Consider the following 22,057-nt stretch of genomic DNA (forward strand, 5'->3'; position numbering starts at 1 on the left):
CATGCCGACGAACAACGACACCTCGCCGATGAACACCCCGCCGGACCACCCACGGCGGGGTGTTCTCATCCCAGATCATCGGCATCCTCAGCGCCTACCTCGTCGGCAATTTCGGCGCCGGGCAACAGACATGTCCGTGACGAAGGAGTCGGCGAGGGTAACCAGTACGGCGTAGACCGTGCGAGAGGCCGGGGTTGCGCCGTCGCTGCGGGTCATACGGACGAAGGTGACGGTGGTCATCGGGTGCCGCCGTGGACGACGCGGCCGTCGCGGATGAGGGTGAGCTGCGCGGGCCCGGCCTCGAACCACGGCTCGGCCAGCGGGTCACCGGCCACCCCGGGCGAGTACCAGCCGACGTCGTCGGTGTCCTTGGCGGTGTGCGACATCAGCGCGAGCACCAGGCCGCCGTGCTCCTCGGAGTTCTCGACCCGGTAGGTCTCGCCGAACTCGGGCAGCGCGCCGTTGGTCTCGTAGTGGACGTGGAGGACGTCGCCGTCACGGGCGGGATACCAGGGCTGGGACTCCAGGGCGCGCTGGCCATCCTTGAGCCCGTCGATCTCGCCGATGAGGTGCGAGTCAGCCTGATCACCCGAAGCCTCCACGGCCTCGCGGATCGCCTTGGGGATGATCCACTCCCCGGTGTCGGACTTCTCGCAGACCTCGTGGGCGTGCAGCGACACGAGGATGTGGAGGCCGTCGATGCGGCCGATGATGTCCACGAAGGTCGTCAGCTCCGTATGGCCGTCGATCGGGTTCAGCTCCACGGTGGGCGGCTCGCTCATCGCCCCGATGTAGAGCAGGGCCTGGCCGATCGGCGAGGTGTCGTCGTCGATGACGGTGGACCAGGGGGCGTCGGCGTCCATGCCGTCGGGCAGTCCGAGGCTCGGGCTGAGCTCCAGCAGGTTGGCCAGCTTGCGCAGGCCGGAGACGTAGGCGGTGCGCCCGAGGGTGGTGCCCTTACAGGGCTTCTCGGTGTCGATGGGAGGTCTCGCTTTCAGGTGAAGGAAGAGGGGCGGCCCGGACGAGAGAAAGGCCAGGGCGCATCGTCAGGCGCCGCCGGGGTCAGGGATCGCCTGGTCGAGGGGAATGCCAGCGTCGGCGTGCCGCTGGTACTCGGCGAGTGCGCGCCAGATACCTTGCCGCTGGTGGCCGTTCGAGAGGTGTCTCTTGGTCAGCCACGCCTCGACGGCGTCGCCGCGGCGCGGGATGTACGGCTCGTTGGCACGCAGGGAGCGGACGATGGCGATGGCCTCGTCGACGGAGTCCGGCGCCTGGTCGGCGAGGAAGTGCAGCGCGCCGTCCAGCTCGCGCGGGGTCATCGTGGCGAAGAACGCGCTGCGCTCGCCGCTGGTCAGCGCGCGGAGGTCGATCTCGACCGTGTGGGTGCGAGGCCGGTCCTGCGGCTGGCCGAGGCCGAGCGTGGCGGGGTCGATCTGGTCGTTCATGGTCAACCTCTGAGGGGAGAGGGGCGGCCCGCGCGGGGCGGGCCGCCAGGGCTTCAGTGACGTGGGAGCTTGATGGTGAAGGGCTGGTCGAGGCGGTAGCCGTGGACCTGGCGGGCGACGTCGAGGGCGGCGACGCGCATGGCCTGGATGAACGGCCCGCCGTGCGTACCCACCGCGTCGGCTGCGCTGGCGTAGTGATGGAAGTGGGTGCGGTTGTTCGGGCGCTCTTTGCGCGCGGTCCACAGCCGGTCGTGGATGTCGACCAGACAGACCTGGACGAACTCCATTGAGTCGGGTCGCTTGTCCAGCCTCTGAGCGCGGAGGTCGGCGTCCAGGCGCTCCCGCTCCTCGGCAGGGAGGTCCGCCGGAGATACCACCGCGTAGCCCTCGAAGGTCAGGGTGAAGCCGTAGAGGGTGTGCTCGCTCGCGGCGAGCTGGGCGGCGATCTCCTTACCGGCGGCCTTGATCATGTAGCCGGGGTAGAGCTCGGGTGGGACGTCGGGGGCGATGGCGTGGAGGGTGGTGGTCTCGATCCGGGTGCCGTCCCAGGTCAGGGTGCGGAACTCGTGGAGGCTGTCCCAGCCGTCGTGGAGGGCGAGCAGCCCGGACGCGTAGTCGGCGAATACCATCTCGGGCGGGGCTACGAGCTGGTTGTCCATGCGGTGTCCTTCCGGTTCGTTGGCGGGGGTCACGAGCTGGTGCTCGGGGAAGGTGAGGCGACCTCACGGTCGGCGCGCGGGCCGTTCATCACGCGCCTCCGATGAGGAGCAGGCCTGGCAGGGCGGCCGCGAAGCCGAGCGAGGCGAGCAGCAGATGGACGCTGTGCTGGATGGTCCGGTACTTGCGGCGGACCAGCCGGGACAGCAGGACCAGTTCGGCCGCGCTGTCCTGCCGGTGGTCGGATCCCGTCCGCGCGGCGAGTTCGGCCGGGTCGGCGTCGGCGTAGCCCATCCACCCGGGATGGGGACCGACGCGGCTCAGGGAGGGCCGGATGGCGACGGCGAGCAAGGCGACGCAGGCGATCATGCAGGCCACACACAGCCAAACCACCACCCGGGCGGCGAGAGGCAGCTGCCGGCCGGTGAGGGCCGCGGCAGCGACGGCCACACCGGCGAGGGTCAGAGTGGTGCCGAGCAGCGTGCCTGCCTTGGCGTCGGTGCGGGCAAGCTCCGCGCGAACGCCGGCGAGCTCAGCGAGGAGGTCCATTGGGCTCCGTTCGGGTGGGCGGGGCGCGAGGGCCAGGGGGCGGCCCGCTCACGCGGGCCGCCGCGGGTGAGGTCAGTTGGCGGTGCTCGTCGAGGCGACGCGGAGGGTGTCGGTCAGCACGGCGATGACGCCGCGCCCGTCGCTGAGCACCGTGCTGCGCTCGTTGCCGGACCAGGGGGTGCGGTCGACGAGGACGCGGGTCGTGCGCGGGTGCGTGCTGGCAGTCGTGGCCTCGACCAGGTCTCCCGGGTGGATGTCGGTGATCTGCACCGGGGCGGTCAGGGCGAGACTCAGGGCGCGCTTCTCGAGCTCGGCGCGGTAGGCGCGGTCCCACTGGTCCTCGTTGCCGGTGGCGGCGAACCGCTCGGCGGCCGCGGTGGTGGCGCGCAGCTCGTCGGGAGTGAGGGTGTCGAGGGCGGCGATGTCGGCGGCGAGCTCGGCGGCGAAGTCGAAGAGCATCGGGTCTCCTGGGTTGCGGGGCTGTGTGGGCGAAGGGCGGGGGCGGGTTGGCGGGCCCGGGTTGCGGGCCCGCCGGGTGGGTCAGGCGCGGCGCCAGTCGCCGCCGATCTGGTTGTTCTTCCAGGCCTCGTACTCGGCGTCGCCGCAGCGCTGGCGGTTGTCGGGGGTCATGGCGTCCCATTCCTCGGTGGGGATGCCGGTGTCGATGACCTCGGTGAGGACCGCGCCCTTGGCGCCGAGGGTGATGCTGACCTCGAGGTGGGTGGTGCTCATGGTGGTTCCGCCCTTCAAAACTTTGTCCTTATGTGCAGACAATGTTAGCGAGGCCACTCTAACTTTGTCCAGACATCAGGACAAAAATCCGGCGAAATCCACCGCCTCCCCACTCGCCTCCAACACCGGCACAACCCCCGTCAGGTCCTGCCACCTGCGACAGATCACGTCCACATAGCGCGGATCCAGTTCGACCACGTGCGCCGCACGCCCCGTCAGATGCGCCGCGACCAACGTCGAACCCGACCCCCCGAACGGCTCGAACACCCGCCCACCCGGTCGGCACGAGTTCTGCAGGCACCGCACGATCAGCCCGGTCGGCTTCATCGTCGGGTGATCCGCGTTGCGCTGCGGCTTCGCCACCTCGAACACCGTGGTCTGCGCGTTATCGCCGTACCAGCCCTCACCGCCCCGGCCCAGCCGCCCCTTCCCGCCCGCGGTGAACCCGTACAAGATCGGCTCGTGCTGGTAGTGGTAATCCGCCCGGCCCAGCACCATCTGGTCCTTCGCCCAGATCAGGTTCTGCCGGACCTTCCACCCCGCCGCGAGCATCGCCGCCTCGAACACCCCGCGGAACACGTCCGGGTGCGCCACGTACACCGGCGACCCCGGCCGCAGCGCCGCACTCGCCCCCGCGAACGCACCCGCCAGCAGCGCCGGCAACCCCTGCGCACCGTCGTTGCGAATCGTCAGCGCGTCCTTGGTCTTCCCCACGTACTCCACGCCGTACGGCGGGTCGGTCCACATGCAGTCCGCCAGCTGCCCGCCCATCACCGACTCGACGACCTCGAGCCGGGTGGAGTCCCCGCACACCAGACGGTGCGGCCCCAGCAGCCACACATCGCCCTCCGCCGAGCGCGGCACCTCCGGCAGCGGCGGCGCGTCATCGGGGTCGGTGCGCTGCTCGGGGACGTACAGCGACGCGATCAGCCCGTCGAAGTACCCCTGGTCGTACCCGGTGCCCGACAGGTCCGGCTGGGCCTGCTTGAGCAGCTCGGCGAGCGCCGCCAGGTCGTACCCGGCGACGTCGTTGGCCCGGTTGTCGATCAGCACGATCCGCCGGGCCTTGGACTCGTCGACGTCGACGTAGGTCACCGCGATGTGCGTCCACCCGAGGTCGCGGGCAGCGCCGACGGTGCCGTTGCCGGCCAGGATCTCGCCGGTGCGCCGGTTGACGACCACGGGCCTGTATTGGCCGTTGCGCTCGAGGCTGTCGCGGAGCATGTCGTCGTCGTGGGTGCGGGCGTTGCCGGGGAAGTGCCGCAGCTGGTCCAGCGGGACGAGCAGATGGTGCAGGGTCTCGGGCACGTTGTGCCGTGTCACGTCTCGTCGTGTGTCCTGGGTCATGGGGTCCTCCGAGGGGTGCTGAGCTGGGCGTAGGCCGCGTTGCGCGGGTGGGGGTGTGTCATGGCGGCGAGGTGGATGGCCGTGGTCACCGGGCGGCTCCGGCTGTGCCGATGTCCTCGGTGGGGAAGAGCGCGCCCTGGTCGTATCTCGGTATCTGCGGGCCGCTGGGCCGTACGCCGGTCCGCCACCATTCGGCGTGCGCGCGGGCGGCGGCGCGGGCCCGGTCGGCGGAGGCCTCGGCGGGCCGGCACCGGCCGCTGTGGACGCGGCCGTTGACCATGCGGCGGCCGGGGTGGGGGCAGCAGCTGCAGAGGGCGGCGCTGCTGCAGGGTGTGCCGTCGGGGTCGAGGCTGCCCCAGTACTCCGCCCAGGGGCGGCCGTCGTCGGTGGTGCCGGTGAGGATGGTGGCGCCGATGTAGCCCTCGACGACGCCGCGGAAGCCGGTGACGGCGTGGTCGTTGAGGTGGCCCCCGCGGTGGACGTGCTCGCCGGAGTAGCCGTGCATCTGGACGCGGTCGCCGGCCTTGTAGGGGCAGTGCCTGGGGATCTCACTCACGGGCGGCCGCCGGGAGGAGTCGGAGGACGTGCAGGGCGTTGGGGGCGTCGTGGCCGCCGATCGTGGCGACCTCGAATCCGGCGGCGCGCAGCGTGTCGGCCCAGGGTCCGAGGGTCTGGCGTTGGGTGGGGGCCCAGGGGAGTTTGGTGAGGGTCTCGCCGCGGATGAGGGTGACCATGACGACGCCGGCGAGGTGTTCGAGGTGGTAGCCGTCGCCGGTTTCGGAGTCGGTGGCGGCGGTGTGGCCGGCGTCGGCGAGGGCGGTCTGGACGGCGGCTGCGAGGTGGCTGCGCTCGAGGGTGGCGCCTACAGGGGTGGGCGGGCGCTCGACTACGGGCGGGGTGGCCTGTGGTTCGCCCGTGTAGACCTTCGGGCGGTCGCCGCTCGGGGCCGTGGTCGCTTCCGCAGCCTCGGGGGTCACGCCTGCATCGGCGTTGCGGATGGCCTCGGCCCAGCGGCGGAGCTCGTCTTGCCGTGCGGGGGCAGGGAGCTTCGAGTCGGCGTCGTGAAGGTCGAGCCAATCGGCGAGGAGGTCGAGCGCGGCGGGGCTGGGAAGGAGGATCTTCGGGATGATTACGTAGCTGTTCTTGAGGTCTCGGATGACGTCGCTGGCGGTTTCTCTGGAGTAGGCCCGCCCGTGGTCGCCGCGCGGCGCTGTGATCGTTTCTGCGCCATCGAGGGATCCTGGGATACCGGCCTCGGGGCCTACGGGCGCCTGCGGGGCCTCTGGGGCGCGTGCGGGGGCATCGGAGCTTGATCGTCCCTTCCCGGGTGCGGTGATAATGAACGCCATGCCGCGGTAGGCCACCCTGGCGACGTTGCGGGGGTCGTCTTGGATGGCGCCGCCGATCGCCAGGGTGGGGAGTTTCTCGGCGAGGATCTCGGCGAGCCAGTCGTGGTTGTTGCCGTTGGAGTCCTCGATGGCGGCGGCGCGGGCGTGCAGGTCGGCGGCGATGGCGGCGCGCTCGCCGAGCTCACCACCGTCGGGGTCGTCGACCTCGGGGTCGAAGAGGTTCACGGTGCGGTGCACCAGGCGGTACCCCTCCGCGCGCAGTGCGTCGACGAGGACCCACCCGGCCCGCCGGCCGAACGCCTCGCCCGCGCCTGCGAGGTCGCCCAGCTTGACGTCGCGCAGCGCTGCGGCGAGAACGTCGCCGGGGTCGGGCACCCCGGGGCACTGGTCGCGGTGGTGGCCGTGGGCGGTGGGCTGGGGCGGGTGGTTACGGCCGTGCTGGATGCAGTCGGGTTCGGCGTGCGCGGGGTCGACCAGGCCGCACGCCTCCTGGGGGCAGGGGCAGAGGTTCTCGGTGCGGTGGCCGACGGAGTCGACACTGCCGTGGTGGCGGGGGATCACGGGCGGTCCTTCGCGGTGGTGGGGAGGATCTCGGCGCGCACCTGCGACTTCCAGCTCTCGAGGTCGAGCTGGTCGAGTTCGGCGAGCTGCCGGCAGAGGATGGCGGCCCAGGTGGTGACGCGGTCGCGCTGGGAGTCGGGCACTGGCGCCTCGGCCGGGTTCTGGCTGCCGGGCATGCCCGCGAGGTGGCCGTCCAGGGCACGCAGCGCCTCGGTCATAGAGCCGCGGAGACGCTCGAGATGGAGGCAGCAGCGCTGCATGGTGTACCAGGGCATGGCGCGCGTGATGTGTCCGGCGGTGCTCTCGTCCGGCTGGCGGTGTTCGGGGCGAGGACGGTCGGCCATCACGAGGGCGCACCGCCTCGCCGGTCGATGGCCTCGGCCCACGCCACGGCGTCGACAGCGACGCGGATCAGCGCGGCGCGCAGCTTGGCCGGGTCGTCTTGCGCGAAGGCCTCGGCGGTGTCCGCGTGCAGAATGTCCAGCCAGGTGGCGCGCCCCTGGGTGAGCCGGCCGAGGCACTCGTGTTGGGCGTGCATGGCGACGTGGCGCGCGATGTCCGTGCGGCCCCAGAGGACCTCGGGGCCGGTGCCGTCGGCGTAGTCCTGCTGCCCGTCAAGGGCCTGCTGCCGGGCGCGGGCGGCGGTGACGTCGTCGATCACGCTCATCGGGTCGCTCCGGCGGCACGCGCGGCGGCGCGGGCGCGCATACGGGTCTTGATCTGCTCCTGGGTGGGCGGGGCCCAGGTGTGCCATCCGGCTTGTGCGGTCCAGCGCTGGAGGTGGTCGTGCTTGGCGACGCCGCACCAGCGGCAGCCGCTCGGGGTGAACTCGGTCTGGGCCGGGCGAACTCCGGCGCAGCCCATCTCCCACCGCGCGCCCACGCGCTGCCACCGGCACTGCCCCGCGTCGCGGGCCTGCTCGACCGTCCACCGGCTGCCGTCGGCGATGAGGGTGCCGTCGAAGGCAGTGGCGCCGGAGTCCGACAGCGCGACCAGGCGGCCGCACCGGCACTTGGCGCCGGTCAGGACCTTCTCAGCGAGGGCCTGAGCGGCCTGGGCGGCGCCGGGCTGGTTCTCGACCGTCAGGCGGGCGCCCCGGTACATGGCGTGGGCGTACCAGCCCGCCTGATCGGCCGGGACGCCGTCATGGAGGTAGCCGATCTGGAGTTGGCGGGCGCCGCTTCGGCCCACCAGGTCGCTGCATGCGGCGAGGATCTGCTGCTCCTCGGGGGGCAGGTGGGCGGCCAGTTCGTCAAGCACAGCTGGTCCTTTCGGTGAGCGCGGCGCGGGCGGCCGCGGCGCCGCGTTCGGCGGCGTGCTGGTGTTCGGGGGTGTGCTCGGCGAGCGCGGCCGTAGTGGCGACCGGGGGCCGGTCGAGGTGGACGACGTAGGGCCAGCCGCACTGGCCGACGCGCACCCGGACGCCGAACGCGGCGGCGTGCCAGTGGACGCGCTCGCACCACGGGCAGGAGTCCACGACGGCCAGGCGGCGGCCGGGCCGGGAGCCGGGGGTGCCGACGGCGAGCCGAGCGGTGACGTGGCGGGTGATGATGCACACGTCGATCACGTCGGGCTGGGCGGTGTGGGCGCAGACGACGGCGCAGCGGGGCTGGCACAGTCCGCGGCCTTCCGGGCCGCCGCAGCGCAGGCACGCGGGTTCGCAGTCTTCGTCCTGGTTGGCGCGGCGCCGGCGGGGAGTGTGGGCGAGGGACCGCGCGGTGCGGCGGCCGCGGCGGGGCGCGGGCGGCGCCGGGCGGGCGGGCGGAGGCTCGGGGTCGCCATCGAGGGCGAACAGCGTGTCCTGGCCGTCGACGACGGCGGCGCGGCTCATGCGGGCCCGCCGGGCTCGTGGTCGCCGAGCGCGCGGTGGGCGTTGGCGGCCCGGGCGCGGGCGACGACGTCGGGGACGGCGTTGAGCGGCGGCCGCCATCCGGGCCCGGCGATGTGCTTGGACACGATGCGCTTGACCAGATCCTCGAGGGAGACAGCGGCGACGAACGGGCCGAGTTCGCGGCGCACGCCGTCGTACAGCTGGTTCCAGGCGCGCTGGATGTCGGGGTCGGAGCTCATCGGGGCCTCCGGGTGGGGAGCAGCAGCGCGTCGGCTGCGTCGCGGTCGGTGGTGCGGCGCGCGGCGGCCAGGTCGTCCTTGGCGGTCTCCCGGGCGATCAGTGCGTTCCAGCACTCCAGGCCGGCCAGACCCCAGGCGGCTCGGGCACCGGTGACCGGCGCGCCGACCGGGGTGGCACGGCGGATGCGGTCGTACGCGGCGGTGGCGGTGTCCAGGCGGTTGCGGGCGTCGACGAGCTCACGGTCAGCCTGATCGAAGGTGTCCTGGGCGGCGCGCAGGTCGGCGGATAGATCCATCAGGCGCTCCCGGCGGGGTCGAGTTGGTCGGGGGTGACGCCGAGCTGGTCGAGGCCGCGGGTGAACGCCTCCAGGTCCTCGGGGGTCGGGACCCGGAAGGCGGTGGCAGGGTCGACGCAGCAGAACGACGGGCCGGTGGGGTCGCCGCCGCAGCGCGGGCAGGTGGTGCCGAGGGCGACGTCGCGGCCGAGGCGTTGCAGGGCGCCGCGGAGTTCGGGGATGTGCTGGTGGTCGGCGTAGGTGCGTTCGGCGATGACCTGGTGGGCGTACTGGAGGATGACCTCGCGGGCGAACCCGGCCTCGAGGGCGTGGGTGGCGAGGGCGATGAGGTGTTTGCGGACCCAGGCGGGGGCGGCGCGGTAGCGGGGGGTGGCCGCGATGATGCCTCGGGCGGTGAGGTTGTCGGGTTGCGCCGTAGGCGCTGTCGCGGTCGTGCGCGCGGTACGGACCGTTAGCTCGCCTACGGCGAGAACCCCAGATTCGTACTCTTCTCGTACTCCTGACGTACTCCTTACGTACTCTGCCGCAACGGTTGCGGTTGAGATCCGCTGTGGTTGCGGTTCACTTCCGCAACGGTTGCGGTTGAGATCCGCTGTGGTTGCGGTTGAACGCGTTCGAATCTCGGGGTTATCCACAGGGTCGAACCGCAATGGTTGCGGTTGATCGGGAGGGTTATCCACAGACGTGAACCGCAACGGTTGCGGTTCACTGTCGGTCTCCGCCTCATCCTCCAACCGCAACGGTTGCGGTTCAGGGGTCTCCTCGTGCTCGATGCACGGCCCCTCGCCCTGATGCTTGGTCCCCCGCCCCGCGCGCTTCTTGCACGCGCCACCCTTGCTCGTCGGCCGCCCGCACAGCTTCACCTCAACCTTGCCTGGCGCCTGGGCGATGACGTCCTCCGTCGGCCACGCCAGCCGGAACGTCGGGTAGCGTCGCGCCCCGCGGGTAACCAGCCAGCCCTCGTCCATCAGCTGGTGCACCGAGGCGATGGCGGTGTTCTCCGCCATGTTCAGCTCCGTGGCCAGCGACTTGTACCCCGGGTTGGCCTCCTTGTGGTCCTTGCCAACCGTGTACACGTAGAGCCGCTGCGCGATGTTGTAGCGCGAAGAGTCGAGCCCTGTGCGCTTGTAGAAGAGCAGCATCCACACAAGCGCCCGGTTCAACTTGAGCTGCCCAGGGCTCAGATACCGGTGCGCCCATGCCGGGACGTCGGTCTCATCGATGGCCGCGCCCCGCGCCTGTCCGCTCACGCCGTTTCAATCCGTTCTCTCGTTGGGGGTCATGTGGAGGCGGGACCTGTAATCGGTCAGGCATGGGGCACCCCCGTCTCTCTGGCAAGCAGGGGGCGGCGGCTCTCATGGATCGGCGGTGTCCCGCTGACCGGCGGCGCGGTGTTTTCAGGCATGCGAAATAGAGCCCCCGTCGGGCGACAAAGTGCTGGCCATAGTGGGACTTGCGGTCCCCGTGTATATCCACGACGATAGCAAGCGTGGATATACACGGCAACGGCGCGGGCAAGGATCCTGGATATGCACGGGTTACGATGTGCGATGTGAAGGACACCCACACCAGACACCGGCCCATCAGGGTGGACACTGAACTGTGGGAGGCATTCGGCCGGCTGGTCGGCGTGCGGAACCGATCGGCGATGATCCGCGACTTCATCCGCTGGTACATCGGCATCCCCGGCGCCGAACTCCCCAAGCGGCCAGAGCCAGCCAAGCGATCGAAGCCCGCCGGCGCCTGACGCCGACGCCCTCAGAACAGCCCGTCCTGCCGCGCGGCGCGGTCGTAGGGCTTCTCGACGATCGGCCCGCTGGTCTCGTACGCCTTCTGCCGGTGCCTGTCCGCGCACCGGTCGCATGACAGCGCGTTGTACAGGGTCTTGCCGGGGACTCGGCCGCTGATGATCAGCGTGGCGGGGCGCGGGCTTGTGGAGCAGTGCGAGGTCACAAACGCCCTCCAGCCCGAGCGCATCTGTGGTCGTCCGTGTCGACGAATACCCTTGCTGTGACCTGCAGAGGTCGTTGGCCGTGATCGCTGGCACACGGCCTCTGAGCGCACATGGCGGGGTGTTTGCCCTGGCCACGGGGGAGTGTGATCGTTGACACGGATGATGGCAATAGGGCCGCGTCACGTTTCCCCCTGACCATCGATGAGGAGGACCAGGCCGTCGGCGAGGAGCACGGAGCCGCCGAGGGTGACGTGCATGCGGGCGGCATCGGCCGCAGCGGCAGGGGTGAAGCCAGCGTCGACGAGGCGGCCCATGAGGTCGCGGACGCGGCTCTCGATGACAGGCCATTCACGGGGGTGGCCGGTGCCCCCGTTGTCGATGGGGCGGAGCCAGCCGCGGCGGATCCAGTGGTCAATCTGGCGGTAGCTCGGGGTCACAGCGGCCACCTCGCGAGCAGCTTGGCGGGCAGCTGGTTGCGGAAGGTGTCGCCTAAGACGATGTTGTCGTCCATGAACGTGATCGGCCGGATGCCGCCGATCTCCAGCCAGCACACCGACTTGGCCAGGTCGATGGCCACGGCGTCCAGGTCGGTCCCGTAGAGGCATTCGCTCATGACCTGGGCCGTGACTGCCTGGATGAGGAAGTCCGGGACGTGCGGTGGCGGGTCGGCCTGGGTGATGCACCACTCGGTGAGATGGCGCGCGGTGTGGATCAAGAAGATGCCGGGGCCGCAGAACGGGTCGTGGATGGTGATGTGGGCGAGCGGCCGCGGGTGGCCGGCGAGCCGGTTGAGGTTGGCGGCCTGGAGCGCGGCGGGCACTTGGAAGTCGACGACCTCGGGCGGGGTGTAGATGACGCCGTCCCGGGCGCGCCGACGGGGGGCGAGGAGGCGCTGCCGTAGTTCGCCGAGCTCGACGATGCCCCACTGGGAGAAGTCGGCGTCGGTGAGCCATGAGGGCAGCTCGGCGTCGGCACCCGGCCAGGGCGCGGCCAGGCCGCGGGCGCCGGCGATGCGGTTAATGACCGTGCGCGCGACGAGTTGGTCGTGGGCGAGTAGGGCGGTCATCGTGGCCTCCTGGCCCAGCGGATGGCGATGAGCGGCACGGGGCACACGTAGATGGCGTCCGGGCCGATGTAGACGCCGATCCAGGCGTCGCGTGGCTCGAACCAGAGGGTGAGGCGTCCGGCGGCCGCCAGGCGGGTCTTGGTCATGACGCGGCCTCGAACAGGTCGAACGGCGGAAGCTGAACGTTCTCCACGGGCCGCGGATGGGCGGCTTCCACCCGGTCCGCGTGCGCTTGGATGATCAGGGCGCTCTGGGCCAGGGCGTTCGCTTCGCCGTGAAGGCGGCGTTGCTCGCGCTGCGCGGCCATGATGTCCTGCCACCCCACGGCGGCGAGGACCGCCGCGTCGGCCTGTACGGCCTGCACGCGGACTTCCTGTGCTCGATGCAGGAGCTCCGCGGCCTTGGTCCGCTCACCGTTGAGCCAGTCGGGGAGCTGGTCGGGGTGGGCGCAGGCGAGGCAGTCCGGGTCGTTGTGCCGCGCGGGCGGCTTCGGCGGGCGGCCGTTGGGCTGCGGCGTGGTCGTCATGAGGCCGCTCCGAACAGGTCGGGCTGCTGGGGGGCGGTGACGACGACCACGGGCGGGGCAGGCTCGTGGTCGTGGCCGAGGTTGGCGATAGCGGCCAGGCCGGGGTGAAGGCGGGCGTGCTCCTGGCGGCTGATGCGGCCGGCGAGCAGGGAGTCCCCGACGGCGATCCGCGGGCGGATGGGCGGGATCCGGTCCAGGCGCAGGACGGGGATCAGGCTGGAGCGGTGCATGAGCTCGCCGATGGTGACGACGCAACGGAGGCGGGCGACGGAGGCGGTGAGCGGGTCGATCTCGCAGCCGTGGACGCCGGCGAGGATGCGGCGGATCGCCTCGGCTGGCGGGTACACCGGGCCGCCGGTGATGCCCTTCACCTTCATCTGGCGGGCCGCCAGGCCGCCCGTGGTGTACCACTCCCAGAGGAAGTCGATCATTCGGACGAGGAAGTGGCCGGTGCCGCAGGTCGGGTCGACGGTGTGGAGCGTCTGGCCGGTGAACTCGGCGGCGGCCGGGAGCAGGGTGAGGTCGAGGATGCCGTCGGCGATCCACCATGGCGTCTGGGCGTTGCCGCCGCCTCCGCCGTGCGGCCGAGGGTCGCGCAGGTGCTGGAGGATGTCGCCGGCCAGCCACCCGGAGATGCTCAGGGGCCCGCTGGTGGCCTCGTAGGCGAGCGGCGGCGCCTCGTCGGCCCACCAGTGGATCAGGTCCAGGCACGCGTCGTCGGTGGGCGTGTGGTCGTGCAGGGCGCTGTAGCGGCCGTCCAGGAGGCAGCGTGTGGCGGGGTGGGCGGCGGCGAGGCGGTTGATGGCGGCCGCGACCCAGCCGCGAGGACCGCCGGCGCGGTCGAGGACCTCGCGGCGGAGCTCGGGGGTGATGGTGCGCAGGAACGGATCGATCAGGTGATGGTCCTCGGCCCAGGCGACGAGCACGGTGCAGTAGACCCACGCGACCGCGGCCGGGCGGACTTCGGCGAGCCGGCCGCTGGAGGCCTTGGCGCCGGCCATCGACGCGGCGAAGACTTCGACGTGCTGGCGCAGGGCGCGGATCAGGGGCCGGGTGAAGGTGTTGTCGTCGACGGGGTTCGAGGGGTTGGTCATGCCGGGGCCTCGCTTGGCGTGCAGGGGTGCTCCAGGGCGTTGATGCGGGCGGTGATCTGGTCAATCAGGCCGGCGAGTTCGGTGGCCTCGGCCGCGGGGTGGGGCAGGGCGAGCGCGGGGTCGAGCGAGGCGCGCAGGGCGTGGGCCCACTCGCGGAGATGGCCCTGGGCGGCAGCTAGGCGCAGCAGGGAGATCGCCCGGGAACCCTCGGGCGTGGCGTGGTCAGGGTGTGCGACGGCCTGGGCACGTTCAAGCGCGGCGGGAAGCCGTCCGGCCAGGGCTTCGGCGAGGGCCCAGCGGTCCTCGGTCGGCCAGCGGGCGCCGGCGGGGGTGGCGGCCGCGCCGCGGACCACGATGTGGATCTGCCGGGCGAGTTCGGCGATCAGGTCGAGGTCGCGCTCGCGCCCGGCGGGGCAGCCGACCAGCGTCGGGTCGCAGTCGTACACGGCGGCCGCGTCGCGCAGGTGGGCGGCTGCGGTGGTGAGCAGCCGGATCGCGCGTTCGGGCAGGCCGGTTCGGGCCTGGTCGAGTTGGTCCGCCTGCTTCAGCAGATCAGCCTGCTGGTCCCAGGTCACGGTGCTCCTTCCCTGTCGCTGGCGGGGGCGGGTTGGTGGTCGACACATGCGGGCCACCACGCCCGGCAGTCGGAGGCCTCGCTCGAGGTCGCGCGCAATCGGCACTTGGGGAAGTTGCGGTGGTTGAGGTATCGGGACTGGCAGGTGCCGCACCGCCGCCCCGGCGCCGTGCGGTCGTCGTGCGGCGCGGCCTCGGGGTGGAGGCGCAGCTGGACCGAGAGCAGGGCCGACAGTGGGTGGATGCCGGCGGCGAGCATCTCGGCTTGCCGGCGGGTCCGCCGTACGGTGTCGGACTCCTGTGGTGCGGGAGGCGTGGGTTCGGGGGCGTCGAAGAGCGCGAGGACGGTCTCGGTTTGCGCGCCGGGATCAACGGCTTCTTCGTCCTCGGGGCCCGTCCAGGAGGGGCACGGCGTGCCAGTGGCCACGCAGTAGTGGCGGCCGGGCGCGCAGTACTGGCCGGTGGCCTCGGGCTTCCCGGCGATCGCCGCAGGGGTGTGGCGAGGGCACCGGTGGCCGTTGATGTAGAGGCGGACGTCGTCGGTCGCGCCGCAGTAGTCGTCGCCGTCCCAACGCCGGCAGGCCCGGTCGCGTTGGGCGGCCGGGCTGGTGGTTGTGGTGCCGGGAGGTTGGTCAGTCACGCGGCCCCTCGCCGCGCAGCAGGGCCTGGACTTCGGTCTCGCGGAATCGGCGGTGCCCGCCGGGGGTGCGGATGCTGGCGATGCGGCCGGCGACGGCCCAGCGGGTCACGGTCTTGGGGTCGACGCGGAAGAGGGCGGCGACCTCGCCGGGGGTGAGGAGCCGGTCGGTGGGCGGGGGCGCGGTGACGCTCATCGTTCGGTGCTTTCTGTAGTGATGGCGGGCTCGTCGGTTTCGGGGAAGTCGATGTCGAAGGGCTCCCGGGCGCGGTCGCGCTGGCGGTCCCACCAGGCGCGCACGTGGCGGATCATCGGCGCCTCCGATCGGCGGCCATGTTGGCGTCCTGCAGGAGGTGCACCCGCCGCTCGAGGGCGTTGGCGCGGTCATGCTCGGTGCCGCATGGCGCCGGCGGGGCCGGGATGATCTCGGTGGGCTGGTCGTCGGGCGACACGTGCTCCAGGCCGAGGTACAGCCGCGCCTCCCGGCGGCCGTAGCTGGTCAGCCGGTAGAAGGTCAGCGCAGGCCTGTTCTCGGGGATGGGGGTCTCCAGGCGAGTGGTCACCCAGCGGTTGGCACGCAGGCGGGTGAGCCACCGGTCGACCTGGCGTGGGGACCTGGCTCCGGATAGGCGCCAGATCGCGGTGGCCGTGATGTTGCCGGCATCGGTGAGCAGGACCAGGAGAACGGCGCGGAACCACCGGTCGGTGCCGTCGGCGCGGCGTCGGCGCTTCACAGGGCCTCCCCTGCTGCGAGGCGGTCGGCCTTCTCGCGGGCGAGGGTGGCGTAGATCCGCGAAGGGAGCGGGGCCGGGAAGGGGTGGGCTTCCAGGTAGGCGGCGAACTCCCGGACGCCGGCGGCCTTCAGCTCGGCCGCCGCCTTGCGCTGAGCCGCGCGCACGACCTCGCCGAGCGCCTGGCGGCCGCCGTCGTCGAGGTCGCCGGGCCCGCCCTGCACCCGGATCGCGCCGACGTCGGGCACGTCGACGACGGTGCACTGGTCGGGCTGGTAGCCGCCGTGGGTGGCCTCGTGGTCGATGGCGAGCGTCATGACGTCGCCGAGCGTCAGCACGGCGCCTTCCTCCCGCTCGTCGTGTACTTCCGTGCGGCACTCGGCGCGTGGGCAGGTCAGCCACACCTCGCAGGTCGAGGTGATCTCGTAGGCGTCGAAGGCGTCGTCGTCGAACGGCTGGCCGGCGCGCTGGTTGAACACGCTGCGGGCGGCGTCGGTGGCGATCGTGGCGATGGCGGCCGGGTTGACCGGGGTGCCGTCGTAGTTCTCCGCGATGGCGCGCTCGATCGCCTCGTAGAGGCGGTCCTCGAACTTCTCGCGGCGGGCGTCACGTTCAGACACGAGCGGCCACCTTCCGCAGGGCGCTGTGCTGCCTCTTCCGGACGTGGCCGTGGGGCACGCCCAGGACGTGGGCGATATCGGCGCCGGGCATGCCGTAGAGAAACCGGAGCGTCAATACCTGCTGGTCGGTCGTCGAGAGGCGCGCCATGGCGGCTTGCACACGGCTGTACATGTCGGTCGACGCGGCCACCTCCGCCGGGTCGGGCACGTCGGCGGCGAGGTCTTCGAAGCCCAGTCCATCGAGGCTCATGCTGGGGCGCTGAGCTCGAAGGGCACTCACGCACTTGTTCACCGCGATGCGGGAGACGACCGCCAGGAAGGGCCGCTCGGGGCGCCACCGCGGCACCACGGACCACGTCGCGATCACGGTCTCCTGCACAGCGTCGTCGACCAGGTGCGGGTGCCAGGCGAGGCGCCGGCGGCAGACCTTGATGGCGTGGGCTCTGACGAGGCGCAGTAGTTGGTCGGTGACAGCGGCGTCATGCGGGGCGGTGAGGGCCAGTTGGTCGAGATCAGGCACGGATGCTCGCCTCCTTCACCGCGCGGCGGGCCCGGCGCAGCGAGGCCGCGAAGGAGTTCCAGTTCCGCGGCTGTGTGCGCTCGGCGCGGTAGAGCTGCTTGCGGATCTTCGTAGGCACCAGGTTCCAGTGGCCTTTGCACATCAGGTGGCGCAGGGGAATCTTGGTCAGGCAGTCGATCGCGGCGCAGCGGTGAGTGCCTGTGGGCTGCTCGGCCATCAGAAATCACCATCCGCGACCTGAAGTACGGTCAGGCCCATGGCGCGCCAGGCGCTCACGACCTGACGTCGGTCGTCCAGAACGCACGCGACGTCGTAGTGGTCGCGCACGTGGGCGTCGAACAGTTCGGCCTTGACCAGGTAGTCGGGGCGGTGGTCGCCGATCTTGCGCATGTGCAGGCCCGCGATCGGCATGCCCAGGTGCCGCTCGAGCCACCGGGCAGTGCCCTGCCGGCAGGCTTCGGTGCGGCCGGACATGACCACGATCTGGTGGCCGGCCGCGTGCAGCGCGCGGACGACGTTAATGACCGGAGTGTTGGGGAGATCCTCGTGGACGAGGGTCTCGTCATAGGGGGAGCGGCCGTTCATCAGCGCGGTGGTGCCGTCGACGTCGACCAGTGCCGCGCGGGGCGTGCCCGGCTTGGGCTCGTAGGGGCGCAGCGCGGCCGCGTCCGGGTCCTCGGGGATGGGGAGCGGCAGGTCGCGGCCGTGCAGGTGGCTGGCGTGCATGCTGCGGATGACCTGCTCGCCGACCGGGCGCTCACGCGCGGCGTCCCGCGCGATGCACTCTTTCAACGGGACGCGGGTGAAATCGCGCACCGCGAAGTCGGCGCCCGCCCGGCGGGCGAGTTTCATCAGGTCGCGTACGACCCGCTGAGGCAGGTTGGTGTCGTCGCACACCACCTCCACGCCCTTGCGGAGCAACGCGGCGATCGTGGCGTTGCGGGCCACGATGATGCGGGGTTCGGTCAGGCCGCTGATGAAGGTGCCGTTGTGCATCATCGACCGCAGGTCGTCCCGGTTCACGCGGGCCCGGGCGCCGGGGTCTTCGGCCACCCACCCTGCCGCCCAGGTGGTCTTCCCGCTTCCCGGAAGGCCGCGGGTGATGGTGAGGGTGCTCATGCGACCGCCTCGGACCGGGCACCCCAAGGCTTCTCCGCCGGCGGGTAGATCAGCTTCCAGACGTTGGTGGTGATGTCGCGCCTGTCGCGCAGCAGGAACAGCTCACCGAAGTGGTCGCGCTGCAGGGCGTCTGCGGCGAAGGCCTTGCGGTCGTCGCCGTACAGGGCCTCCAGTTCCCGGGCCGTCGCGGTGAGCTGCTTGTGGAGGTCGGTGGCCTGGGCGCGCAGGCGGCTGATCGTGGTGCGGATCCAGGTGTGGAACTCGTCGGGGACACCTTCGATGAGGTGGTGCTCCCAGTCCGGGCCCATGGCGAGGATGGCGGTCGCGCGCTCGGGGTCCAGGCCGATGCGTGATCCCCAGTGCTTGGGCACCGTGATGAGGTGCTTGCAGGCGTCGACGGCGCAGAACTCCCACACGTTGCGGGCGGAGGTGCGGGTGACGATGGCGTGGAGGCGGACGTAGTCCTCCTGTTTGATCTTGACCATGTGGCCGGTGTCGAGCTGGCGGACGACCAGGCCCTCGGCGCCCGGGCGGGGCGGCATGGCCAGGGCGTCGGCCAGGGTCGGCAGGTTGAACACCGTGGCGGCGGGCCCCGGCCAGCCGGGGATCTCGTCCGGGCCGAGCACCCGGCCGGAGCGGATCTCCACGCCACCGAGGAGGAACAGGTCGTCGGCGCCGCCGTAGTCGCAGACGATCCGGTTGGCCGGGTAGACGATCTCGAATAGCACCGTCACGCCGGGCGGCGGGGTGAACGCCGCGGCGTAGCGGGCCCGGTACAGGGCGGTGGCATGGAGGGCCTGCTCGCTGGTGAACGAGCCGCGGGTGGCGACCTCGTAACCGGTCGAGGTGGGCACGAGGATGCCAAGGCTTCCGTCGAGCTTGTCCAGCACCTGGGCCGGCGCCGAGAGGTTCAGCTCGTCGGCGAGCGGCTCGCCGTGGTTGAAGAACTTCTCATACGGACGGGCGATGACAGCACCGTGGTCGTCGACGACCAGGCCGCGGCACTGCTGGGTAACGGAGGTCCACGCCTGCTCGTAGATGGTCTTCTCGGTGTAGTTGAAGATCCGCAAAGCCTCGGCCGGGTGGCGCTGCTCGCGGACCAGGCCCTGCTCGACGGCGTCCTCGAGGGAGGAGAGCTTGACCAGATCCCAGATGTGCAGGTGGTCGAGTCTCGGATCGAACGTCGGTGTCATTGCCGTGGAGGTGTTGCTCAATTCGATATCCAGTTCGCTTGGAGGGGGGTGCCGAGCCCCGGCCCCTGATCGGGGCCCGGCGAAGATCAGCTGTCGATGAGGTGAGGGACGAAGGAGGAGGTGTTGCCGGTGATCAGGCCGGAGGTCTCCCGGATACCGAGGCCGGCGGACTCGTCGCCGATGACCCACGAGCCGAGGACCGGCCGCCTGCCCTCGAAGTCCGGGAGCGGCCAGAATTCCTGGTAGACGTAGCCCTCGGCGCCGTAGTCACCCGGCATGGTGGTCGTTTCGCTGGCCTGGACGATGCGGATCGAGGCGCCTTCTCGGCCGAGGAGCGGCTTGGCCACGTACGCGGCGAGGTCCCGCGGGCCGTCCAGATGGGCCGGCAGCAGGTTCGGATGGCCGGGGTACATGTCCCACAGCACCGCGAGCAGCGCCTTGTTGGACAGCAGCATCTTCCACAGTGGCTCGACCCACGGCGTGCGCGCCTGCCGTTCGATGGCCAGGGCGGCGAACGACTCGGTGACCAGCCACTCCCACGGATACAGCTTGAACAGTCGCCGTATCTTCTGGCCCTGCAGGTCGACGAACCGCCGTTGGCCGGAGTCCCAGCCGATGTCCTCGATGGCGAGGAGCCGGGTCGGGAGACCCGCCTGGGCAGCGGTCTCCATCATGTAGGCGGCGTTGAGGGCGTCTTCACCTGCTTCCTCGTCGCGGGTGAACGCGAAGTGGATGCCGGCGCCGGGCGCGGAAATGTGCAGCCATCGGTCGATCAGCTTCTCGTGGAGAGAGTTCCACTGGTCGCAGGCCGGATGGACGTCTTCCTTCCAGTGCCACTGGATCACCGAGCTCTCCACCAGGCTGGTGGGGGTGTCGGCGTTGTACTCCAGCAGCTTGGCGTGCCCAGCGCCGTCGTAGCACAGGTCGAACCGGCCGAACAGGTGCGGGTCGCGGCGCTTCCACGACTGGCGGATCGGCTCGTGCAACCAGTCCGCGATCCTGAAGTCGGCGTACCGCTCACGAGTGATGACGTGGTCGACGGCCTCCAGGCACATGCCGTGGAGGTCCTCGGTGACGCGCTCGAGCTCCAGGATCTCGGGCATGGTGAACGCGTAGTACACGGACTCGTCCCAGTAGGGCCGGCCATCCTCGCCTTGCGGTACGTTTCCATGAAAGCCCAGTCCCTGGGCCTCGATGGTCTTCTGCCAGTCGGGTCGGCGATCGCTGAGCAGGCGGCGCATCAGGACCCGCTCCCGCTGACGGAACCGCGGCTGCCGAACCCGCCACGGCTGACGGTGCCTTTGCCGGCGTTGGACAGTACGGTTCGGCCGGATCGGGAGGCGATGTTGGTGTTCGGCGGCTTGGTGTAGGACCCGCCGTAGACGTGCCCGTTGGAGTAGCTGCCGCCGTAGATCCAGACGAACGAGCTGGTGCTGTGCCCGCCCCCTCCGCCGCTGTTGCTGCAGTACTTGTCGTCGACGGCCTTGAGCTTGCCGTCGGCCTCGCGGATGACGCAGTCGGCCGCGACGGTGGGGCCGTCGTCGTCGGAGCACGCCGTGACCATGGCGAGTGACAGCGCGCCGAGGGCGACCAGGGTGATGGCGGTGGACGCCTTTCTGGGAGTTTGCATGTGGATCAGCTCCAGAGCAGGAGGACGATTGCGATGAGGAACAGGACGGCGGCGATCAGTACGTAGGGGTTGCAGTCGTGGTCCATGCGGTCACCTCGTCGGCCAGGTGATCAGCACGGCTGCGAACATCCCGACGACGACGGTCAGCACCACGGCGACCGCGACGTACGTCGTGATGCGGGCGCTGCGGCGCTGGGCGGGGTCGTCGAGCACCCGGACGGTCTTCGCGCCGGCGCGCAGGATCCACCAGACGCTGATCGCTGCCCCCACGACCGCGGCGATGGCGAAGATCACGACTCCGAAGCTGTTGCCCATCAGCTCACCGCCCCGGCCTTGGCGTCTTCCTCGGCCTCCAGGACGGCGTAGTAGACCGACAGGCGCAGCCGCTCCCAAATCTCCCCGTCGACCAGTTCGTCGGGGATCGAGCCGGGCCACGTGGCATACAGCGCCGGTCCATGCTCGTCCTCGTGCACGGCGACCCCGCACGTCAGCAGTGCCGGCCCGCCCCAGTGCTGGCGCGGCATACCGGGAAGGCGGTCACGCACGTCGGGACGGCGCAGCCGGTCGAGGACCTGGTCGATCCGCTTGCCTGCGGTGATGGAACGGTTCGGGACCAGGTGGCCGAGCTTGCGGTGGACACGCCATCCCGCGGGTGGGTCGCCGCCGTCGTGCTCCACGCCGATGATCGCGCCGGTGTACTCGTCGACAATGACCTTGCGGCCGGCCATGTCGAGCTCGCTCAGAGCGGCCTTGACCTCGGTATTCCACGCGTCGTCGGCATGGGCCAGGTGCTGCCAGAGCTGGAGGACGCCGGGGAGGCGGGTGCGGTAGACGGTGAGGTCAGCGTGCGACATCGAGGGCCTCCGGAGCGGGCGGCGCTGGGTCGGTGGGGGCGTAGATCGTGGTGAGCATCGCGGTGGCCCGGCCGCTGGGGTCGTCGGCGGGCGCCCAAACCAGGGGGCGGTGCGGGCCGCCGTCGAGCTGCCACGGCACGCCGTCGGCGGCGTCCGCCCACGCTTCCCACTGGGCCAGGTCCGCGATGGTGTACCGGCCGTCAGGCGTGCCGATCAGCTGGTGCCGGATCTTCGCGCTGACCTGGCGGATCCACGGCGAGGCCTCGACCGGTGTCCGGGCCTGCTCCAGGTAGGGCAGGATCCGCCTCACGACCGTGTCGGCTGGGTAGTTGCCGACGCCGGGTGTGAGCCTGCCGTCGGGAGCGATCCGGTATGTGCCGTCAGCCGGGTCACCCAGCACCTCCAAGAGCAGGTGATCAAGCCGGATGCAGCCGACGGGCCAGCCGGCGTACCGGCTGCCGTCGGGGTGGGTGGCGATGGTGAGGATCGCCGGGCCGCCGTAGCCCACCGCGCGAGCCATCTGGTATAGGGCGC

At 71.2% G+C, this 22,057-nt stretch carries 37 protein-coding genes; 1 reads left to right on the forward strand and 36 read right to left on the reverse strand.

Annotation, left to right across the window (positions count from 1 at the left end; translation table 11 throughout):
• Positions 1–236 precede the first annotated feature (236 nt).
• From DQ384_RS26045 to DQ384_RS26120, 16 genes are all read right to left on the reverse strand, one after another.
• Positions 237–863, reverse strand: a complete 627-nt coding sequence (locus tag DQ384_RS26045) for a hypothetical protein (protein WP_114031524.1) — start codon at positions 861–863, stop codon at positions 237–239.
• Between the two features lie 183 nt (positions 864–1,046).
• On the reverse strand, positions 1,047–1,445 hold the full coding sequence (locus DQ384_RS26050; RefSeq protein ID WP_114031525.1) for a hypothetical protein: 399 nt from the start codon (positions 1,443–1,445) through the stop codon (positions 1,047–1,049).
• 53 nt (positions 1,446–1,498) lie between these two features.
• Complete coding sequence (locus DQ384_RS26055) at positions 1,499–2,104, reverse strand: hypothetical protein (RefSeq protein WP_114031526.1); 606 nt, start codon at positions 2,102–2,104, stop codon at positions 1,499–1,501.
• 88 nt (positions 2,105–2,192) lie between these two features.
• Positions 2,193–2,651 (reverse strand): Pycsar system effector family protein, encoded by a 459-nt coding sequence (locus DQ384_RS26060; RefSeq protein WP_114031527.1) that lies wholly within the window; start codon positions 2,649–2,651, stop codon positions 2,193–2,195.
• 72 nt (positions 2,652–2,723) lie between these two features.
• A complete protein-coding gene (locus tag DQ384_RS26065) occupies positions 2,724–3,110 on the reverse strand; it encodes a hypothetical protein (protein ID WP_114031528.1) in 387 nt (128 codons plus the stop codon).
• An 81-nt stretch (positions 3,111–3,191) separates the two neighbouring features.
• The gene (locus DQ384_RS26070) at positions 3,192–3,383 is read right to left on the reverse strand and encodes a DUF7167 family protein (RefSeq protein WP_147268899.1); all 192 of its coding nucleotides are present in this window, start codon (positions 3,381–3,383) and stop codon (positions 3,192–3,194) included.
• A gap of 75 nt (positions 3,384–3,458) precedes the next feature.
• Positions 3,459–4,730 carry a DNA modification methylase gene (locus DQ384_RS26075; protein ID WP_114031530.1) on the reverse strand — a complete coding sequence of 424 codons (1,272 nt, stop codon included), beginning with the start codon at positions 4,728–4,730 and terminating at the stop codon, positions 3,459–3,461.
• A gap of 85 nt (positions 4,731–4,815) precedes the next feature.
• Positions 4,816–5,286, reverse strand: a complete 471-nt coding sequence (locus DQ384_RS26080) for a hypothetical protein (protein ID WP_114031531.1) — start codon at positions 5,284–5,286, stop codon at positions 4,816–4,818.
• Positions 5,279–6,640: a hypothetical protein gene (locus DQ384_RS26085; RefSeq protein ID WP_114031532.1), complete on the reverse strand. Its 1,362-nt coding sequence runs from the start codon at positions 6,638–6,640 to the stop codon at positions 5,279–5,281. Before DQ384_RS26085 ends, DQ384_RS26080 begins: the two co-directional genes overlap by 8 nt.
• Positions 6,637–6,984 (reverse strand): hypothetical protein, encoded by a 348-nt coding sequence (locus DQ384_RS26090; RefSeq protein ID WP_114031533.1) that lies wholly within the window; start codon positions 6,982–6,984, stop codon positions 6,637–6,639. Before DQ384_RS26090 ends, DQ384_RS26085 begins: the two co-directional genes overlap by 4 nt.
• On the reverse strand, positions 6,984–7,307 hold the full coding sequence (locus tag DQ384_RS26095) for a hypothetical protein (protein ID WP_114031534.1): 324 nt from the start codon (positions 7,305–7,307) through the stop codon (positions 6,984–6,986). Before DQ384_RS26095 ends, DQ384_RS26090 begins: the two co-directional genes overlap by 1 nt.
• Entirely contained in the window at positions 7,304–7,900 is a 597-nt protein-coding gene (locus DQ384_RS42340; RefSeq protein WP_220183135.1) for a hypothetical protein, read from the reverse strand. The genes DQ384_RS26095 and DQ384_RS42340 overlap by 4 nt, the downstream gene beginning before the upstream one ends.
• Complete coding sequence (locus tag DQ384_RS26105; RefSeq protein WP_114031535.1) at positions 7,893–8,471, reverse strand: hypothetical protein; 579 nt, start codon at positions 8,469–8,471, stop codon at positions 7,893–7,895. Before DQ384_RS26105 ends, DQ384_RS42340 begins: the two co-directional genes overlap by 8 nt.
• Positions 8,468–8,710 (reverse strand): hypothetical protein, encoded by a 243-nt coding sequence (locus DQ384_RS26110; protein ID WP_114031536.1) that lies wholly within the window; start codon positions 8,708–8,710, stop codon positions 8,468–8,470. The genes DQ384_RS26105 and DQ384_RS26110 overlap by 4 nt, the downstream gene beginning before the upstream one ends.
• The gene (locus tag DQ384_RS26115) at positions 8,707–9,006 is read right to left on the reverse strand and encodes a hypothetical protein (RefSeq protein WP_114031537.1); all 300 of its coding nucleotides are present in this window, start codon (positions 9,004–9,006) and stop codon (positions 8,707–8,709) included. Before DQ384_RS26115 ends, DQ384_RS26110 begins: the two co-directional genes overlap by 4 nt.
• A complete protein-coding gene (locus tag DQ384_RS26120; protein WP_114031538.1) occupies positions 9,006–10,256 on the reverse strand; it encodes a hypothetical protein in 1,251 nt (416 codons plus the stop codon). The genes DQ384_RS26115 and DQ384_RS26120 overlap by 1 nt, the downstream gene beginning before the upstream one ends.
• Positions 10,257–10,558: 302 nt before the next feature.
• Here DQ384_RS26120 and DQ384_RS26125 point away from each other — a divergent pair, with 302 nt between their 5' ends.
• Positions 10,559–10,753 carry a hypothetical protein gene (locus tag DQ384_RS26125; RefSeq protein WP_114031539.1) on the forward strand — a complete coding sequence of 65 codons (195 nt, stop codon included), beginning with the start codon at positions 10,559–10,561 and terminating at the stop codon, positions 10,751–10,753.
• Positions 10,754–10,764: 11 nt separating this feature from the next.
• Here the strand turns inward: DQ384_RS26125 and DQ384_RS26130 are convergent, their stop codons facing one another.
• From DQ384_RS26130 to DQ384_RS26220, 20 genes are all read right to left on the reverse strand, one after another.
• A complete protein-coding gene (locus DQ384_RS26130) occupies positions 10,765–10,959 on the reverse strand; it encodes a hypothetical protein (RefSeq protein WP_114031540.1) in 195 nt (64 codons plus the stop codon).
• Positions 10,960–11,139: 180 nt separating this feature from the next.
• Positions 11,140–11,397 (reverse strand): hypothetical protein, encoded by a 258-nt coding sequence (locus tag DQ384_RS26135; protein WP_114031541.1) that lies wholly within the window; start codon positions 11,395–11,397, stop codon positions 11,140–11,142.
• Positions 11,394–12,026: an N-6 DNA methylase gene (locus tag DQ384_RS26140; RefSeq protein WP_114031542.1), complete on the reverse strand. Its 633-nt coding sequence runs from the start codon at positions 12,024–12,026 to the stop codon at positions 11,394–11,396. The genes DQ384_RS26135 and DQ384_RS26140 overlap by 4 nt, the downstream gene beginning before the upstream one ends.
• Positions 12,023–12,172 (reverse strand): hypothetical protein, encoded by a 150-nt coding sequence (locus DQ384_RS41520; RefSeq protein ID WP_181871417.1) that lies wholly within the window; start codon positions 12,170–12,172, stop codon positions 12,023–12,025. The genes DQ384_RS26140 and DQ384_RS41520 overlap by 4 nt, the downstream gene beginning before the upstream one ends.
• Positions 12,169–12,552: an SPFH domain-containing protein gene (locus DQ384_RS26145; RefSeq protein ID WP_114031543.1), complete on the reverse strand. Its 384-nt coding sequence runs from the start codon at positions 12,550–12,552 to the stop codon at positions 12,169–12,171. Before DQ384_RS26145 ends, DQ384_RS41520 begins: the two co-directional genes overlap by 4 nt.
• Positions 12,549–13,646 (reverse strand): hypothetical protein, encoded by a 1,098-nt coding sequence (locus DQ384_RS26150; protein WP_114031544.1) that lies wholly within the window; start codon positions 13,644–13,646, stop codon positions 12,549–12,551. The genes DQ384_RS26145 and DQ384_RS26150 overlap by 4 nt, the downstream gene beginning before the upstream one ends.
• Positions 13,643–14,221: a hypothetical protein gene (locus tag DQ384_RS26155; protein WP_114031545.1), complete on the reverse strand. Its 579-nt coding sequence runs from the start codon at positions 14,219–14,221 to the stop codon at positions 13,643–13,645. Before DQ384_RS26155 ends, DQ384_RS26150 begins: the two co-directional genes overlap by 4 nt.
• Entirely contained in the window at positions 14,218–14,859 is a 642-nt protein-coding gene (locus DQ384_RS26160) for a hypothetical protein (protein ID WP_114031546.1), read from the reverse strand. Before DQ384_RS26160 ends, DQ384_RS26155 begins: the two co-directional genes overlap by 4 nt.
• Positions 14,852–15,052: a BldC family transcriptional regulator gene (locus tag DQ384_RS26165; protein ID WP_114031547.1), complete on the reverse strand. Its 201-nt coding sequence runs from the start codon at positions 15,050–15,052 to the stop codon at positions 14,852–14,854. The genes DQ384_RS26160 and DQ384_RS26165 overlap by 8 nt, the downstream gene beginning before the upstream one ends.
• A gap of 112 nt (positions 15,053–15,164) precedes the next feature.
• Positions 15,165–15,590 (reverse strand): hypothetical protein, encoded by a 426-nt coding sequence (locus DQ384_RS26170; protein ID WP_114031548.1) that lies wholly within the window; start codon positions 15,588–15,590, stop codon positions 15,165–15,167.
• Entirely contained in the window at positions 15,587–16,207 is a 621-nt protein-coding gene (locus tag DQ384_RS26175; protein WP_114031549.1) for a hypothetical protein, read from the reverse strand. The genes DQ384_RS26170 and DQ384_RS26175 overlap by 4 nt, the downstream gene beginning before the upstream one ends.
• Positions 16,200–16,727 (reverse strand): RNA polymerase sigma factor, encoded by a 528-nt coding sequence (locus DQ384_RS26180; protein ID WP_114031550.1) that lies wholly within the window; start codon positions 16,725–16,727, stop codon positions 16,200–16,202. The genes DQ384_RS26175 and DQ384_RS26180 overlap by 8 nt, the downstream gene beginning before the upstream one ends.
• The gene (locus tag DQ384_RS26185; RefSeq protein ID WP_114031551.1) at positions 16,720–16,944 is read right to left on the reverse strand and encodes a hypothetical protein; all 225 of its coding nucleotides are present in this window, start codon (positions 16,942–16,944) and stop codon (positions 16,720–16,722) included. The genes DQ384_RS26180 and DQ384_RS26185 overlap by 8 nt, the downstream gene beginning before the upstream one ends.
• Positions 16,944–17,846 carry a phosphatase domain-containing protein gene (locus DQ384_RS26190; protein ID WP_114031552.1) on the reverse strand — a complete coding sequence of 301 codons (903 nt, stop codon included), beginning with the start codon at positions 17,844–17,846 and terminating at the stop codon, positions 16,944–16,946. Before DQ384_RS26190 ends, DQ384_RS26185 begins: the two co-directional genes overlap by 1 nt.
• Positions 17,843–19,039 (reverse strand): RNA ligase, encoded by a 1,197-nt coding sequence (locus DQ384_RS26195; protein WP_114031553.1) that lies wholly within the window; start codon positions 19,037–19,039, stop codon positions 17,843–17,845. Before DQ384_RS26195 ends, DQ384_RS26190 begins: the two co-directional genes overlap by 4 nt.
• 86 nt (positions 19,040–19,125) lie before the next feature.
• Positions 19,126–20,280, reverse strand: coding sequence for a glutathionylspermidine synthase family protein (locus DQ384_RS26200; protein ID WP_114031554.1), 1,155 nt, complete (start codon positions 20,278–20,280; stop codon positions 19,126–19,128).
• The gene (locus DQ384_RS26205) at positions 20,280–20,669 is read right to left on the reverse strand and encodes a hypothetical protein (RefSeq protein WP_114031555.1); all 390 of its coding nucleotides are present in this window, start codon (positions 20,667–20,669) and stop codon (positions 20,280–20,282) included. The genes DQ384_RS26200 and DQ384_RS26205 overlap by 1 nt, the downstream gene beginning before the upstream one ends.
• 90 nt (positions 20,670–20,759) lie before the next feature.
• Complete coding sequence (locus tag DQ384_RS26210; RefSeq protein ID WP_114031556.1) at positions 20,760–20,984, reverse strand: hypothetical protein; 225 nt, start codon at positions 20,982–20,984, stop codon at positions 20,760–20,762.
• On the reverse strand, positions 20,984–21,523 hold the full coding sequence (locus tag DQ384_RS26215; protein WP_114031557.1) for a hypothetical protein: 540 nt from the start codon (positions 21,521–21,523) through the stop codon (positions 20,984–20,986). Before DQ384_RS26215 ends, DQ384_RS26210 begins: the two co-directional genes overlap by 1 nt.
• Complete coding sequence (locus DQ384_RS26220) at positions 21,510–22,043, reverse strand: hypothetical protein (protein WP_181871418.1); 534 nt, start codon at positions 22,041–22,043, stop codon at positions 21,510–21,512. Before DQ384_RS26220 ends, DQ384_RS26215 begins: the two co-directional genes overlap by 14 nt.
• Between the last annotated feature and the right edge of the window lie 14 nt (positions 22,044–22,057).

Origin of the sequence: Sphaerisporangium album (assembly GCF_003323745.1) — a bacterium.
Taxonomy (GTDB): Bacteria; Actinomycetota; Actinomycetes; order Streptosporangiales; family Streptosporangiaceae; genus Sphaerisporangium; species Sphaerisporangium album.

Bases quoted from the DNA above. Each gene is read 5' to 3' on its own strand.
- DQ384_RS26045 (WP_114031524.1), bottom strand. From the start codon at position 863: ATGGACGCCGACGCCCCCTGGTCCACCGTCATCGACGACGACACCTCG.
- DQ384_RS26050 (WP_114031525.1), bottom strand. From the start codon at position 1,445: ATGAACGACCAGATCGACCCCGCCACGCTCGGCCTCGGCCAGCCGCAG.
- DQ384_RS26055 (WP_114031526.1), bottom strand. From the start codon at position 2,104: ATGGACAACCAGCTCGTAGCCCCGCCCGAGATGGTATTCGCCGACTAC.
- DQ384_RS26060 (WP_114031527.1), bottom strand. From the start codon at position 2,651: ATGGACCTCCTCGCTGAGCTCGCCGGCGTTCGCGCGGAGCTTGCCCGC.
- DQ384_RS26065 (WP_114031528.1), bottom strand. From the start codon at position 3,110: ATGCTCTTCGACTTCGCCGCCGAGCTCGCCGCCGACATCGCCGCCCTC.
- DQ384_RS26070 (WP_147268899.1), bottom strand. From the start codon at position 3,383: ATGAGCACCACCCACCTCGAGGTCAGCATCACCCTCGGCGCCAAGGGC.
- DQ384_RS26075 (WP_114031530.1), bottom strand. From the start codon at position 4,730: ATGACCCAGGACACACGACGAGACGTGACACGGCACAACGTGCCCGAG.
- DQ384_RS26090 (WP_114031533.1), bottom strand. From the start codon at position 6,984: ATGGCCGACCGTCCTCGCCCCGAACACCGCCAGCCGGACGAGAGCACC.
- DQ384_RS26095 (WP_114031534.1), bottom strand. From the start codon at position 7,307: ATGAGCGTGATCGACGACGTCACCGCCGCCCGCGCCCGGCAGCAGGCC.
- DQ384_RS26105 (WP_114031535.1), bottom strand. From the start codon at position 8,471: ATGAGCCGCGCCGCCGTCGTCGACGGCCAGGACACGCTGTTCGCCCTC.
- DQ384_RS26110 (WP_114031536.1), bottom strand. From the start codon at position 8,710: ATGAGCTCCGACCCCGACATCCAGCGCGCCTGGAACCAGCTGTACGAC.
- DQ384_RS26115 (WP_114031537.1), bottom strand. From the start codon at position 9,006: ATGGATCTATCCGCCGACCTGCGCGCCGCCCAGGACACCTTCGATCAG.
- DQ384_RS26140 (WP_114031542.1), bottom strand. From the start codon at position 12,026: ATGACCGCCCTACTCGCCCACGACCAACTCGTCGCGCGCACGGTCATT.
- DQ384_RS41520 (WP_181871417.1), bottom strand. From the start codon at position 12,172: ATGACCAAGACCCGCCTGGCGGCCGCCGGACGCCTCACCCTCTGGTTC.
- DQ384_RS26145 (WP_114031543.1), bottom strand. From the start codon at position 12,552: ATGACGACCACGCCGCAGCCCAACGGCCGCCCGCCGAAGCCGCCCGCG.
- DQ384_RS26150 (WP_114031544.1), bottom strand. From the start codon at position 13,646: ATGACCAACCCCTCGAACCCCGTCGACGACAACACCTTCACCCGGCCC.
- DQ384_RS26165 (WP_114031547.1), bottom strand. From the start codon at position 15,052: ATGAGCGTCACCGCGCCCCCGCCCACCGACCGGCTCCTCACCCCCGGC.
- DQ384_RS26185 (WP_114031551.1), bottom strand. From the start codon at position 16,944: ATGGCCGAGCAGCCCACAGGCACTCACCGCTGCGCCGCGATCGACTGC.
- DQ384_RS26190 (WP_114031552.1), bottom strand. From the start codon at position 17,846: ATGAGCACCCTCACCATCACCCGCGGCCTTCCGGGAAGCGGGAAGACC.
- DQ384_RS26195 (WP_114031553.1), bottom strand. From the start codon at position 19,039: ATGACACCGACGTTCGATCCGAGACTCGACCACCTGCACATCTGGGAT.
- DQ384_RS26200 (WP_114031554.1), bottom strand. From the start codon at position 20,280: ATGCGCCGCCTGCTCAGCGATCGCCGACCCGACTGGCAGAAGACCATC.
- DQ384_RS26205 (WP_114031555.1), bottom strand. From the start codon at position 20,669: ATGCAAACTCCCAGAAAGGCGTCCACCGCCATCACCCTGGTCGCCCTC.
- DQ384_RS26210 (WP_114031556.1), bottom strand. From the start codon at position 20,984: ATGGGCAACAGCTTCGGAGTCGTGATCTTCGCCATCGCCGCGGTCGTG.
- DQ384_RS26215 (WP_114031557.1), bottom strand. From the start codon at position 21,523: ATGTCGCACGCTGACCTCACCGTCTACCGCACCCGCCTCCCCGGCGTC.
- DQ384_RS26220 (WP_181871418.1), bottom strand. From the start codon at position 22,043: ATGGCTCGCGCGGTGGGCTACGGCGGCCCGGCGATCCTCACCATCGCC.